Here is a 13,985-nt window from a genome sequence, read left to right on the forward strand (position 1 = left end):
AAGTCCTAACCTGAGTTCCGTCATGTCGAATATCTCGAAAGCACTCACCATCGGGCAGGTCGCTGAAACGATCGGCGTTTCGACGCATACGCTGCGCTACTACGAGCAGGCCGGGCTGATTCGCGCCGTCGGCCGCACGCAGGCGGGGCATCGGCTGTATTCGCCGGCTGATCTCGACTGGCTGCGGTTCCTGATGCGCCTGAAGGCGACCGGCATGCCGATCGCCGGCATGCAGGCGTTCGCCGCCTTGCGCGCACAAGGGCAGCCTACGGTGGGCGCACGCCGCGATCTGCTGGTGGCGCATCGGGATGCGGTTTTGGCGCGGATCGCCGAGTTGCAGAGCAACCTCGGCGCGATCGTCGACAAGATCGCGTACTACGAAGCGGCTGGGCGCGCACCCGCCGCGGAGCATTCGACAGGACAGACCGACGAAACCCAGGCGCACTCACATTCGGAAGAGGACTCACCATGGACCACGCACACAACGACCGCTACACCCGAGGCTGGGACAAACTGAAGCAGATTGACGGCTCGGCCGGCGAACAGGTGATCGCCGCGCTGGCGCCGATCGCGCCGGATTTCGGCCGTCTGCTGATCGAATTCGGCTTCGGCGATATTTACAGCCGGCCGCAACTCGATTTGCGCGCGCGTGAGATTGCCACGATCGCATCGCTGGCCACGCTCGGTTGCGCGCAGCCGCAGTTGAAGGTGCATATCGAGGCGGCGTTGAACGTCGGCTGCACGCGCGAGGAGATCGTCGAGGTGTTCATGCAGATGGCGCTGTATGCGGGCTTTCCGGCGGCGCTGAATGCGTTGTTCGCCGCGCGCGAGATTTTCGAGCGCCATGACCAGGCGGTGAATGGTGCGCAAGCGGCTAACGGGGCGCAGGTGCTGGAGGAGCAAGCACACGCGGGTTGATATCCGCGAGGCAAGGGCGACAGCAAGGTAGGGCGGGCGGCTGCATTGCGTGGCCGCTTTTTAATTGTGATGCTAACGCAACTAACGGTCTGTTATTGACGATCCCCACGACAACGGGACGGTGGGTGGAGACCAAACTGCAGTTCACCAGCGGGAAACCCGCGCATTTCGCCGCTGGGCAGCAGCCCCGTCAAGCCGCCGAATCGACCCGAAGCGCCGCCTCGGCATGCAAATAGCGCTTGCTCACCACCCGCCAGTACATCAGCAAGCCGATGCCCGCAATCGCGAGACTCGCGGTATTCGCTACCCAGAAGCCGCGCGCGCCGGTCAGCCATTCCGGCGTGCCGCCGGTCACGTTGAAGCCGAGCACATAGCCGCCACCGAGCCCCACACCCCACAGCGCCACCGCGTAGATCACGGTCGGCACAACCGCCACTTTGTAGGCGCGCAGCACGAACGCGGTGGTGATCTGCAACGCATCGAACAGGTGATAGCACACGACGATCAGCACCAGCGGCGACGCCGCCGCGACGACTTGCGCATTCGGCGTATAGCCTTCGATGATGTACGGCCGCAGCACCAGCACGACCGCGCCGTAACAGCAGGCGATCGCCATCGCCATCACGATGCCGTGACGCGACAGCGTGCGCGCCGCTGCCGGACGATGCGCGCCTAGTGCCTGCGCGACCAGCGTCGACGAAGCGATGCCGATCGACAATGGCGTCATGTACAGCACCGCGCCGATATTGCCGGCGATCTGATGGCCGGCGAGCGTCGTCGTACCGAAGCGCGCGATGAAGAGCGCCATGAACGTGTAGGAGGTGACTTCGATCAGATACGACAGGCCCATCGGAATGCCCAGCCGCAGTTGCGCCGCCTGGCGCCGCCAGACTGGCCAGCAGAACTGCGCGAAGATCGCGAACGGTTTGAACACATCGACGCGCGTCAGCAGCAACATGCCGAGCGCGGCCAGCCCCCAGTTGATCGTCGTGCTGGCAAGCGCGCAACCCGGCCCGCCGAGCGCCGGCACGCCGAACCCGCCGAAGATGAACCACGTGTTGAGCGGCACCTTGAGCAGCAGCGCGCCGATTTGCAGGATCATCACGAGCCGCGGTTTGCCGACCGCATTGGTGATCGAACTGTAGACGCGAAAAGCGAGCCCGGCCGGCAAGCCGAAGGCCAGAATCCGCAGGTACGCGACGGTGCGCTCGTGCAGCGCATCGGGCACGCGCGCGACCTGCAACACCGGGCCCGGGAAAAACAGGATCAGAAAGCCGATCACCGTCAGTGCGAGTGCGAGCCACAAGGCCTGGCGAACCTCCTCGCCGATCTCGATGTAGCGGCGCGCGCCGTAGAGTTGCGCGGTAATCGGTTGCAGCGCGGTCAGAATGCCGGTGAGGCCGATATACACGGAGATATAGACCGACGAGCCAAGGCCCAGCGCCGCCAGATCGACAGCCGAGTAGCGGCCGACCATCGCCGTGTCGATCACGCCGAACGCGATGATCGCCAGTTGCCCGATCAGCACCGGCCACGCGAGTCCGGCGATTTTCCGTACGTCGGCGAACATGCTCAGTCGGACTTCTTGTGCCAGTTGCGGCGCTTGACGACCGGCGGCTTCGGACGGTCGATGCGCACGTACAGGCGGAAGCGTTCGTCGCGGTCGGCCACACGGCGGCCTTCCCACACCAGCTTCCAGACGAAGTCGGACATCGCGCTCGGCTCGCCGTAGTCCTGCGTATCCTGACGCAGGATCACGTCGCAGTCCTGGTCGAAGGAGAAGTGCATGTCGCCGAAATACGCGAAGGTCGCGATTTGCGCATTGCCGAGGCGCACCGGCGAGATGCAGGTGTAGTCGTCCGGCAGATGGGCGGCGATCTGTTGGGCGACGTCCTTATAGGTCCGGCTGTAGTTGACCACAGGCAGCCACAGCGTCATGAGCAACACCCACATCAGGGTGGTGCCGGCGCTCGAGAGCACCACGCTGCGCCACAAGACTTTCGGATGGCGTGCGAGCCGCCACTGCACCAGCACGAACCAGCAGACCGTCACGGCGACCGCGCACGCGAACGACAGGATCTTGAACTGCGGCGCGAAGCCCGGCGCGAGACGCGCGAGATTGCGCGCGAGCGGATGCGGAAAGCCGGTCAGCCCCGCGATATAAACCAGCCAGACGAAGCTGCCGAGAATCGTGAAGCTCAGGAGCGCGAACCAGTCGATCGCGTTGATCGCACCGCGCTTGAGCGTGGGCAGCGCGAACGCGGCCAGTACCGCGAGCGGCGGCAGCAGCAGCATGTAAAGCCGGTTCGATTGATGGCTCTGCAGCACGACCAGCACGAACAGTGGTCCGATCACCGAAAGCGGGATGGCCACATGCGGCGCGCGCCGCAATCCCGACCAGCTGAACCACGCCCAGAGTGCCAACGGCCACGCGGGCCACGTGAAAAGCGGCAGGTTTTTCAGCGCGTAGCCGGCCACCGAGCCGGGTGGCCCGGCGAACGAGCTCAAGCTGACGTGCACCCATTGATTGAGATACCAGACGGCGTCGTCTGGGAAGGCGGCGAGCGCGGCGATGGGCCACGCCACGGACAGCACGAGCGCCACCGGCAAACCCGCCAGCAGCAGCCAGCGCGAGCGCGTTTCGCGCACGATCAGGGTCATCGCCAGCGTGCCGAGCAGCAGCGCGCCGACCAGCACCGGACTGCTGGCCAGCGTGACGAGGGCGATCGCGAGCCCCCAGATCAGCGCGCCCTGAATCGGCTTGTCGATCATGCGCACGAGCCCGTACACGAGCATCGCGATGCCGAAGAACTGCGCGAGTTGCGGCGTGGTTTCGTGGCCGCGCTCGGCAAGGCCGAAGCAGGCAAGCAGGATCAGCAGCGCACCGTCGGCGAGCGTGCGGCCGTAATCGCGCGGTTCCGGCTCGCCGCCGAACGCGTATTTGAACGGCTGGACTTCGGCGCGCCGGCCGAGCAGGTAAGCGGCGTACCAGACGAACGCGCAGCCCGCGCAGAACATCAGGCCCGTGAAGACGCGCGAGGCATTGCTCGCATCGACCCACGGCGTGAGCAGGCGGATCGCGCTGGCGCCGAACCAGTAGCCGAGCGGGCCGTCTTCAGTGAGGTATTTGCCGACCAGATTCGGCAGCAGCCAGTCGTGCGCGCCGCCGTTCGCCATGGTCCACATGACGCCGAAGCCGGCTGCATCCTCGTTCTTCCACGGATCGCGGCCGAATAGTCCGAACGATGCGTAGACGATACAGATGGTCAGCAGCAGCCAGCGCGGCAAGGCACTGGTCGCTGAGGCAGTGAGGCGAACGGCAGGTCTCATGCGGTGTGTGGATATCGGATAAGCGGTGCAGCCGGGACCGGACGGCATGTCCGGCTCGAATGGCCAGTTTGGAGCATCCGGCATTGTAGTCGTGCCGTGCGATGCGCGTCACGGCCGGTAACGGCTCGCAACGTGGTTGGGAAAGCTGTAACACGGTTTGGGTGGCGCGCCGTGCTCGTAGCTTTTCGCCGCCGCATTGGCGATGGATGATCAGCCGGGCGACAAAAAAGGGCAGCTCGCGCTGCCCTTTTTGCTCCTGCTTCGCTGCCGGCCAGAGCCGGCGACGAGCCAAGTGTTACTTCGCTGCTACCTTGCCGGTAGCGCGCGAGCCGAACTTGTTGCGGAACTTCTCGACGCGGCCTGCCGTGTCCATGATCTTTTGCTGGCCGGTGTAGAACGGATGCGATTCCGACGACACTTCGATCTTGGCGAGCGGGTAGGTCTTGCCTTCGAATTCGGCGGTTTCACGCGTCTGGATGGTCGAGCGCGTCACAAACTTGAAGTCGTTCGACACGTCGATGAACAGAACTTCGCGGTAATCCGGGTGAATGCCTTCTTTCATGGTCTTTCCTTTAATCTGGCGGTAGCCAACCCGCGTGCGGCCGTATTCGAACGAACCGCATCTAGGCGCGAGCCACTTGCCTATGGTCGAAAAACGGCGATTATGCCAGAAAATCAGTCCCTTGACGACTTTTGCCGCGGCTTTTTGCTAGCGGCACGCGCCGTTTTCACGGCTGTCCGGCTCGCTTGGTGACCGGCTTGCAGACCGGGCAGCAACCCTTGCCTGACGGGCGTTGCGCATCAGACGGGTGTGAACGTCAAGCCGACTCGCGCGGGATCCTGCCGGTAATAACGCGCAAGTAGCCGATACAACTCCGGATACTCGGCTTCGAACGCCTGCGGCTGAACGAACAGCGCCTCGCTGCAAACGGCAAAAAATTCCGACGGATGATCCGCCGCGTACGGATCGATCAGCGAGTCGCGCTCGAAGCGCGCCCAGCGGCGCTCCGGCACCGCGTCGACTTTCGCGCAGAAGTGGTCGTAAGCGTGGTCGAACACGTCGGCCCAAGCCTGCGAATCGAGCGGCGCGTGCCAGCGGCGCATGAGCGGCGGGTGGCCGTCCGCTTCGCCGTTCAGCATGTCGATCTTGTGCGCGAATTCGTGAATCACGACGTTGTAGGCGTCGGTGCCGTCCGTCATTTGCGCGTCTTCCCACGACAGCACCACGGGGCCGCCTTCCCATGCTTCCCCGCTCGCGTCCTGTTCGACTTCGTGCACCACGCCGTCCTCGTCCTCGACCGTCTTGCGGATCACGAATTCGCCCGGATAGACGATCACGCCGACCCAGCCTCGGTACAGATCGAGGCTCAGGTTCAACACCGGCAGACATGCCTGGGCGGCGATCGCCACGGTCATCGCGTCGGTCAGTTCCAGTTCGTGCGCGGTCGAAAATTCCTTTTGCGCAAGGAACAGGCTCGTCATTTCGCGCAAACGCATGAGGTCCGGCGCGGCGAGGTGCGCGAGGAACGGCAGGCCGTCGAGCGTGGCTTGCCAGAGCGGATCGCCGACCGCGTAGTCGCGCAGCGCGCGCTCGCGCCGGCGTGTGCCGAACCATTGAGTCAGTTTCGAGAGCATGGCCTGAAGCAACCCTAGTCGATCTGTTTTTGCCACGCGGCAAACAGGCCGCCGCATATCGCCACGCCGATCAGGAAATAGAAGCCGTCCAGCGAGGTCAGAAAGCTGGCTTGTTGCGCGACGCTGCGGCTGAGTTCCACGAGCGCCAGCGAGTGCGCCTCGGAGGGCGAGCGGCCGGCGGCGGCAAAGCCTTTCGTCAGCGTGGCGAGCGAGTTCTGGAACACAGGATTGTACGGATTCACGAACTCCGCGAGGCGAGTTTCGTGCAATGCCTGGCGATGTTGCTCGACGATGATCACGGAGGCCGTCGCGAACGACATGGTCAGTTGCCGCACGATGTTTTTCAGCCGGTAGCCGTGGCTGAATTCTTCAATGGCGAAGATTTTGAATGTCAGATTGGCGACCGGCAGCACGATGAACAGCAAAAGCAAGCCGCGCGACAGCAGCGGCAGCATCAACGCCGCTTCGCCGGCGCCCGGTGACATGCGCGTCATCAAAGCCGCGGCGAACGCGGCGACCGCGAAGCCGGACACGATGATCCATTTTTTGCGCGGCAGCAGCTTCGCGTAACGCAAATAGACGAACAGGGCGCTCGCCGAAATCAGCGACGTCGTGCCGACCAGTTGCCCGGTGTTTTCGACCGGATAGCCGAGCCCGCTCTCGAGAAAGCGCGAGATCAGATAGCTGAATACCGTCGAGATGTAGTAATAAAACATGTAGAGCACGAGGCCGACCTGGAAGACCTTCTCGCGCAGCGCATGCAGGCGCACGAGCGGCGCGGGATGATGCCACTGGTGATAGGCGAACCAGCCCAGCGCGACAATCCCGGCGACGCTCAGCAGAATCAATCCGGGCGATGCGCTGAACAACTGGAAGCGTACCTGCTGCATCACGATCTGCAGCGCGCCTTGGGCTAACGCGAAGAGCACGTACGGCCAGAAATGCGCCGAGCCGCGTTCCTCCGGCAAACGGTTGCCGGAGTCGGGCAGCGCGAGCAAGGCCAGCACGGCGAACAGCACGCCCACGGGCGCCGTGCACGCGAACAGCGCGCGCCAGTCGAAATGCCCGACCAACTGGCCGCCGATCAGCGGCGCCAGCGCACTGCTCAGGACGATCAGTATGAGAAACGCGCGGGTGGCCGCCGGCCGTTGCTGCGGCTTGAAACTCATCTGGATCAGGATGCGGCAGGTGCCCATCATCGGGCCGATGAAGTAGCCTTGAAAGCCGCGCGCGAACGCCAGTTCGATCGACGATTCACACAGCGCCGCGGCCACGGCGCCGGCGGCATAGAGCAGCATGCAGCCGGCCACGTAGCGCCGGTAGCCGAAGCGTTCGACCCACCATTGCTGTTGCAGGATGCCCAGCACCGCCGCGACCGCATAGGCGCTCGACGCCCACACCAGTTCATCGGGCGACGCATTGATGCCGCCGGCGATATAGCTGGTGAAAAACGAGAAGATCGAATTGTCGAAATAATCGAGGCCGGTAACGACGGCCAGCACCCAGGGGAAGAAATCGCCGCGCAGTTTTTCGACGCTGAACAACGACACGCGGGGCGATGCGGTGCTCATGAGGATTCGCCCGGCGTGGACTCGCCCGGCGTGGCGTTGTCCGGTTCTTTGGCCCGTTTCGAAGATGTCGCGCTGCGTGCCTTGGCGCGCGCGTTGCGGCGCTGTTCGAGCAACGCCTCCGTTCTCGCCGGCAAGGCGCCGCTTGAGGTAGTCGAGGTCGGGGCTCAGTTCCGCGCGCAGTTTCTGCGCTTCCTTCAGTTCGCGGCGCACGCTTTCGATGCGCGCGTCGAGCGCCGCGACCTGCTGCTCGATGGCGTCGTGAATCTGCTGCAGCGATTCGGTGGAATAGCGGTGGCCGCCGTCGACGGATTCGAGCGGACGCTTGAGCATTTCGGTGACGCTGTGCAGCGAGAAGCCGAGCGAGCGCAAACGCAGGATTCGGCCGAAGCGCTTCAGATCGTCCTCGTCGTAAAGCCGGTAACGGCCTTCGCTGCGCGTGGGCGACACGAGACCGCGTTCCTCGTAGTACTTCAGCGTGCGCGGGGTGACGCCGAGACGTTCGGCGGCGTCGCGCACCGTCAGCAGAGTGGGTGAGTCCTTGGACATAGGCGTGGGGCAGATATGACGGACCGGCTGTATTGTACTTCAACGTGTACGTTCACGTATAGGTTGGCACGGCGGGCGAACGGTGCGTTGGAAACCGGACGTGGCCTGTGCGCCGTACGCGGGCGGCAAATCAAAGGGCGAAAAAAAGCCGCTCGTTTGCGCCGAGCGGCTTTTTCATGCGATGCGTAAACTGCGATTGGGACGGCTAGATCAGCCCAATTCCTTAGCTGCCGCCACCACGACGCATCATGTCGAAGAACTCCGAATTGCTCTTCGTCTGACGGATCTTGTCGAGCAGGAATTCCATCGACTCGACTTCGTCCATGTCGTGAATGAACTTGCGCAGCACCCAGATCTTTTGCAGCACTTCGGGCTTGATCAGCAGTTCTTCGCGGCGCGTGCCGGATTTGTTCAGGTTGATCGACGGATAGACGCGCTTTTCAGCAAGACGGCGCTCCAGGTGCACTTCCATGTTGCCGGTGCCCTTGAATTCTTCGTAGATCACGTCGTCCATGCGGCTGCCGGTTTCGATCAGCGCCGTGCCGATGATGGTCAGCGAACCGCCTTCCTCGATATTGCGCGCCGCGCCGAAGAAGCGCTTCGGACGTTGCAGCGCGTTGGCGTCGACACCACCCGTCAGCACCTTGCCCGAGGCCGGCACGACCGTGTTGTACGCACGCGCGAGACGCGTGATCGAGTCGAGCAGAATCACCACGTCGTTCTTCATTTCGACGAGGCGCTTGGCTTTTTCGATCACCATTTCGGCGACTTGAACGTGACGCGCGGCCGGTTCGTCGAACGTGGAGGCGATCACTTCGCCCGCCACCGAGCGCTGCATTTCGGTCACTTCTTCCGGGCGTTCGTCGATCAGCAGCACGAACAGCACGACATCCGGATGGTTCTGCTTGATCGCGTGGGCGATGTGCTGAAGCATCACGGTCTTACCCGACTTCGGCGATGCGACCAGCAGGCCGCGCTGGCCTTTGCCGATCGGAGCGATCATGTCGATGATGCGGCCCGTGACGTTTTCCTCGCCACGCATTTCACGTTCGAGCAGCAGCACCTTGTTCGGGTGCAGCGGCGTCAGGTTTTCGAACATGATCTTGTGCTTCGACGCCTCCGGCGGCTGGCCGTTGACCTTGTCCACCTTCACCAGCGCGAAATAGCGTTCGCCGTCTTTCGGCGTACGCACTTCGCCTTCGATCGTGTCGCCCGTATGCAGGTTGAAGCGGCGGATTTGCGACGGGCTGATATAAATATCGTCCGTGCTGGCCAGGTACGAGGTTTCCGGCGAACGCAGGAAGCCGAAGCCGTCCGGCAGCACTTCGAGCGTGCCGTCGCCGAAGATCGTGTCGCCCGTTTTGGCTCGTTTTTTTAGAATGGCGAACATCAATTCCTGCTTGCGCAGGCGGTTCGCACTTTCGATCTCGAGGCCATTGGCCATCTCGATCAATTCGGACACGTGCAGAGTCTTAAGCTCGGATAAATGCATACGGAGAACCCGCAGGAGAAGGTGCGACGAAATGAAATCTGGGAGGAGAGTGAGCGGAACCGCTCAAGGACTTACACGTCTTTTCGACGTTTTGCGGATTCTAGCATAGCACACGCCAGTTTCCGTCGGTGCGACGGCATGGCATCTTTCTTGTTAAGCGTGTTGTCGCCCGACAACACGCTTAACACAACGCGCCCGTGGCTTTCGAAGAGGCCTCGCAGCGCGTTGCTCTGACCGCTTTACAGGTTGCCGTCGAGGAACGCGGTGAGTTGCGACTTCGACAGTGCGCCGACCTTCTGCGCGGCGACAGCGCCGTTCTTGAACAGGATCAGCGTGGGGATACCGCGCACGCCGAACTTGACCGGCGTCGATTGATGTTCGTCGACGTTGATCTTGGCGATTTGCAGACGATCGGCGTAATCCTTCGCGACTTCGTCGAGGATCGGCGCGATCATTTTGCACGGACCGCACCATTCAGCCCAGAAATCGAGCAGCACGGGTTTATCGGATTTCACGACGTCCTGTTCGAACGATGCGTCGCTAATATGCTTGATTTGTTCGCTCATTGTATGAATACCTCTATCGGTTCGAGGCCCGCCTGAATTGCTCGCCACGATACGTCAAAACCTAAGGAAACTTCCGTTCGCTTTGCCGCAACCGGAACTTTGCCGACACACGCCGGAAAAGGTGTGAACCTGTTTCGGAGTATGCGGAAGGCTCGCGCTTGCGGGTCATCCGTACGGCAGTTTAGCTTAATTCGCTATGCGTTGCCGGGGCCGATAGTACTCATCAGGGCAGTGGGGCCAATGGCTGCCGACGAAGTGCCACCGTGATTCATCAAACCATGACGCAACCTATCTGGTGGCTTGCCGGCCAAACTCAAGTGGCTTTCGCCGGCCTCGCTGCGAGATCGGCTATATGGTGCGCAAGTAGCGATTCGGCGCGCCGTTGACGATTTGCTCGTATTAACAGTCGCACGACGGACCAAGCGATGATAGAATGTTTCGTGACGGGCCTCCTCGCATGGAGGGATGGTCAACCTGGTCAGGTCGGGAACGAAGCAGCCACAGCCGTTTTCCACCAGTGCCGAGGGTCGGGCTCGTCACCTTCCTTTTCTGTTGTTCTTGTTTTCTCCGCGGGTTCTTCCGCAAACGCATTCCATCTCTGTTTACCCTGAGCGCAGCGGCGTGCAGCCACGCATTCTGATGTTTCTCGCGCGCTTCATCTATTTTTTTCTATCGGTCCGTTAGCCGCTTCCAATGAAGTGACGGCATGCGTTCGCGAGCGGTCGCGAATCGGTTTTGCGCGCCATCGTTACTGATACAATTTCCCGATGACCTATCAAGTTCTCGCACGCAAATGGCGGCCGAAGGATTTCGCTTCGCTCGTCGGACAGGAGCACGTGGTGCGCGCGCTCACGCACGCGCTCGACGGCGGCCGTCTGCACCATGCCTATCTGTTTACCGGCACGCGCGGCGTCGGCAAAACCACGCTGTCGCGCATCTTCGCCAAGGCGCTGAACTGCGAAACCGGCGTGACCTCCACGCCGTGCGGCGTGTGCCGCGCGTGCCGCGAGATCGACGAAGGGCGCTTCGTCGATTATGTGGAAATGGACGCGGCGAGTAATCGCGGCGTCGACGAAATGGCGGCACTGCTGGAGCGCGCCGTCTACGCGCCGGTGGATGCGCGCTTCAAGGTCTATATGATCGACGAAGTGCACATGCTGACCAACCACGCCTTCAACGCCATGTTGAAGACGCTGGAAGAACCGCCTTCGCACGTCAAGTTCATTCTTGCCACGACGGATCCGCAAAAGATTCCGGTCACGGTGCTGTCGCGCTGTCTGCAGTTCAATCTGAAGCAGATGCCCGCCGGCCACATCGTCTCGCATCTCGAACATATTCTCGGCGAAGAGAAGGTGCCGTACGACGCCCAGGCGCTGCGCCTGCTCGCGCGCGCGGCCGACGGCTCGATGCGCGACGCGCTTTCGCTGACCGATCAGGCGATCGCCTATTCGGCCAATCAGGTCAATGAAGAAGCCGTGCGCGGCATGCTCGGCGCGCTCGACCAGAGCTATCTGATTCGTCTGCTCGACGCGCTCGCGGACGGCGACGGCGCCGCGGTGCTATCGGTCGCCGACGAGATGGCGTTGCGCAGCCTGTCGTTTTCCACGGCACTGCAGGATCTGGCGAGTTTGCTGCATCGGATCGCGTGGGCGCAGTTCGCGCCGTCGTCGGTGCTGGACGAGTGGCCCGAGGCGACCGACTTGCGCCGCTTCGCTGAAGCCTTGAGCGCCGAGCAGGTGCAACTGTTTTATCAGATCGCGACGATCGGCCGGAGCGAACTGGGTCTCGCGCCGGACGAATACGCCGGCTTCACCATGACGCTGCTGCGGATGCTCGCGTTCGAACCGGCGCCCACGGGCGGTGGCGGTGGCGCCGTGGGTTCGGCGCGCGCGTCTGGCCAGGCGGGAGCGAGTGGGGCAAAACGTGCCGGTGCGCCGGCCGTGGCGGCGCAGCAGGGTGTGTCGGGAGCGCCGGCGAGCGCGACTGCAAGCGCTGTGTTGACGGATTCGCGTGGTGCGAGCGTGAACGCCGCTGCGCCGGTTCGCGAAACGCAGCCGGGCAATGCTGCGGCATTGGAGAAGGGCGCCGCGGTTCAGCCGGCGCAGCAAGCCAATAGCCCAATTGAAGTGCCGCCTGCTGATAACAGCGTTCAAGCTACGTCGCCGGATTCTGGTCCAGGCGAGGCAGCAGAGCAATCACCTGGCGCGGAACCGGCGGTCGTCGGCGAGTCGATGCCGGTTGTTCACAACGTGAATTCGGCGCAGTCGCAGCCGGTGGATGAGGCAGCCGCGGCATCCTCGTCGCCGGTCTCGTCTGCGGCCACGGCGGCCGCCGCCTTGGCACCGTGGGATGACGCGCCTACCGACTCGGCGGCGAACGAAGCTTCCGTAACCGTCGGCCTCGATGGTTCGGCCGCCACCGAAGTTCCCGCTGTGGCGTCCCTCGCCGACTCAGCGCCCGCGACTTCGCTAAGCGCACCCGCGGCTGCGGCGCTCGCTCGCACCGAGCAGGCCGCCACCACGGCAGCGCCGGAAGAGCCGTCGCCCGCGGCCGACAGCGCACCGCGTCGCGCAGGCGGCGCGAGCGCGGCGCTCGACGTCCTGCGCAGCGCCGGTTTGAAAGTGTCCTCGGACCGTGGCCGTGCGGGCGCAGCAGCGGCCGCAAAACCTGCCGTTCCCGCTACGCCGAAACCGGCCGCGCCGCGCGTCGTCGTTCCCGTGCCGACGCCGGGCGCACCGCGCCGCGCACCGCAGGAGGCAGCACCGGCGCCTCGCGCGTCCGCCTCTTCAGCGCCCGCGCAGCGCCATGGCGCCGAGCAGAACGGCGCGTCGGTGCCACCGTGGGACGACATGCCGCCCGACGAATACATGCCGCTCACCGCCGCGGACGAAGGTTATTACGGCCTGCCCGACGACGGCTACATGCCCGTGTTCGACAGCGGCCCGGATGATGTCCGCGTGAATACGTCCGCAGCGTCCACGCCGGCGCCGGTGGTCGATCAACGTCCGCTGCTGCCGCCCGCGGTGCCCCTCGATCCGCTCGGTTTCAAGGGCGACTGGCCGGCGCTGGCCGTCGACTTGCCGCTCAAGGGCATTTCCTATCAGCTGGCGTTCAACAGCGAACTGATGGCGCTCGAGGGCAACACGCTCAAACTGAGCGTGCCGGTGCCGCAGTACGCGGAAGCCTCGCAGGTCGCTAAACTGAAAGCCGCGCTCGCCGACAGGCTTGGCCAGGCTGTCGACGTGCTCGTCGAAGTCGGTCCGGCGCGCCGCACGGCCGCCGCGCACGACGCCGCCTTGCGCGCGCAGCGCCAGCAGGAAGCGGAGCGCGAGATCGGCGCCGATCCGTTCGTGCAGTCGCTGATCCGCGAGTTCGGCGCGAGCATCGTGCCGGGCTCGATCCGCCCGATTACTCCGGACGCCGGCGCGAACGGCGCGCCGTCGGTCCACTGATTCGCAGCGCAACACGTTGTAGCGCGCCCGATTTCCGAAATTCACGCTATCAAGAAGGAGCATGTCCATGATGAAAGGCCAACTCGCCGGGCTGATGAAGCAAGCTCAGCAGATGCAGGAAAACATGAAGAAGATGCAGGAGCAACTCGCGCTGATCGAAGTCGAGGGGCAGTCGGGCGCCGGTCTCGTGAAGGTGACGATGACCTGCAAGAACGACGTGCGCCGCGTATCGATCGACCCGAGCCTGCTCGCCGACGACAAGGACATGCTGGAAGACCTGGTCGCCGCCGCGTTCAACGACGCCGTGCGCAAGGCCGAAGCCACCGCGCAGGAAAAGATGGGTGGCATGACTTCGGGTCTGCCGTTGCCGCCGGGCTTCAAACTGCCGTTCTGAACGCGACGACGCCGCGAGGCGGCGGGTCAGGCGCCGCGGCAATTGTCGCCGCGGCGTGAACGGAACGTGTGAGTTGCATAC

The 13,985-nt window shown here is 63.6% G+C and carries 11 protein-coding genes and 1 other RNA gene; 5 read left to right on the top strand and 7 right to left on the bottom strand.

The window, feature by feature from the left end; translation table 11 throughout:
- The first annotated feature begins 22 nt into the window (after nucleotides 1-22).
- Nucleotides 23-517: a MerR family transcriptional regulator gene (locus B0G81_RS33940; RefSeq protein ID WP_134141553.1), complete on the top strand. Its 495-nt coding sequence runs from the start codon at nucleotides 23-25 to the stop codon at nucleotides 515-517.
- Nucleotides 469-918, top strand: a complete 450-nt coding sequence (locus B0G81_RS33945) for a carboxymuconolactone decarboxylase family protein (RefSeq protein ID WP_134141555.1) — start codon at nucleotides 469-471, stop codon at nucleotides 916-918. Before B0G81_RS33940 ends, B0G81_RS33945 begins: the two co-directional genes overlap by 49 nt.
- A gap of 190 nt (nucleotides 919-1,108) precedes the next feature.
- Here the strand turns inward: B0G81_RS33945 and B0G81_RS33950 are convergent, their stop codons facing one another.
- The 7 genes from B0G81_RS33950 to trxA all read right to left on the bottom strand — a co-directional run bounded on the left by B0G81_RS33950 (nucleotide 1,109) and on the right by trxA (nucleotide 10,058).
- Nucleotides 1,109-2,488, bottom strand: a complete 1,380-nt coding sequence (locus B0G81_RS33950) for an MATE family efflux transporter (protein ID WP_134141557.1) — start codon at nucleotides 2,486-2,488, stop codon at nucleotides 1,109-1,111.
- 2 nt (nucleotides 2,489-2,490) lie between these two features.
- Nucleotides 2,491-4,248, bottom strand: a complete 1,758-nt coding sequence (locus B0G81_RS33955) for a glycosyltransferase family 39 protein (RefSeq protein WP_134141559.1) — start codon at nucleotides 4,246-4,248, stop codon at nucleotides 2,491-2,493.
- Between the two features lie 295 nt (nucleotides 4,249-4,543).
- A complete protein-coding gene (locus B0G81_RS33960; RefSeq protein ID WP_007182076.1) occupies nucleotides 4,544-4,810 on the bottom strand; it encodes a type B 50S ribosomal protein L31 in 267 nt (88 codons plus the stop codon).
- A 239-nt stretch (nucleotides 4,811-5,049) separates the two neighbouring features.
- Nucleotides 5,050-5,883 (bottom strand): M90 family metallopeptidase, encoded by an 834-nt coding sequence (locus tag B0G81_RS33965; protein WP_134141561.1) that lies wholly within the window; start codon nucleotides 5,881-5,883, stop codon nucleotides 5,050-5,052.
- Between the two features lie 14 nt (nucleotides 5,884-5,897).
- Complete coding sequence (locus B0G81_RS33970) at nucleotides 5,898-8,000, bottom strand: MFS transporter (protein WP_347877469.1); 2,103 nt, start codon at nucleotides 7,998-8,000, stop codon at nucleotides 5,898-5,900.
- 223 nt (nucleotides 8,001-8,223) lie between these two features.
- Nucleotides 8,224-9,492 carry a transcription termination factor Rho gene (gene rho / locus B0G81_RS33980; protein WP_006048863.1) on the bottom strand — a complete coding sequence of 423 codons (1,269 nt, stop codon included), beginning with the start codon at nucleotides 9,490-9,492 and terminating at the stop codon, nucleotides 8,224-8,226.
- Nucleotides 9,493-9,731: 239 nt separating this feature from the next.
- Nucleotides 9,732-10,058 (bottom strand): thioredoxin TrxA, encoded by a 327-nt coding sequence (trxA, locus tag B0G81_RS33985; RefSeq protein ID WP_006048864.1) that lies wholly within the window; start codon nucleotides 10,056-10,058, stop codon nucleotides 9,732-9,734.
- A 442-nt stretch (nucleotides 10,059-10,500) separates the two neighbouring features.
- Between trxA and ffs the strand changes: the two genes are divergently transcribed.
- The 3 genes from ffs (at nucleotide 10,501) to B0G81_RS34000 (ending at nucleotide 13,904) form a co-directional block, all read left to right on the top strand.
- Nucleotides 10,501-10,599, top strand: an RNA gene (gene ffs, locus B0G81_RS33990) — signal recognition particle sRNA small type.
- A 226-nt stretch (nucleotides 10,600-10,825) separates the two neighbouring features.
- A complete protein-coding gene (locus tag B0G81_RS33995) occupies nucleotides 10,826-13,510 on the top strand; it encodes a DNA polymerase III subunit gamma/tau (protein WP_134141565.1) in 2,685 nt (894 codons plus the stop codon).
- Nucleotides 13,511-13,577: 67 nt separating this feature from the next.
- Nucleotides 13,578-13,904, top strand: coding sequence for a YbaB/EbfC family nucleoid-associated protein (locus B0G81_RS34000; protein WP_007182071.1), 327 nt, complete (start codon nucleotides 13,578-13,580; stop codon nucleotides 13,902-13,904).
- The last annotated feature ends 81 nt before the right edge of the window (nucleotides 13,905-13,985 follow it).

It is taken from the genome of Paraburkholderia sp. BL6665CI2N2, from assembly GCF_004366535.1.
GTDB lineage: Bacteria > Pseudomonadota > Gammaproteobacteria > Burkholderiales > Burkholderiaceae > Paraburkholderia.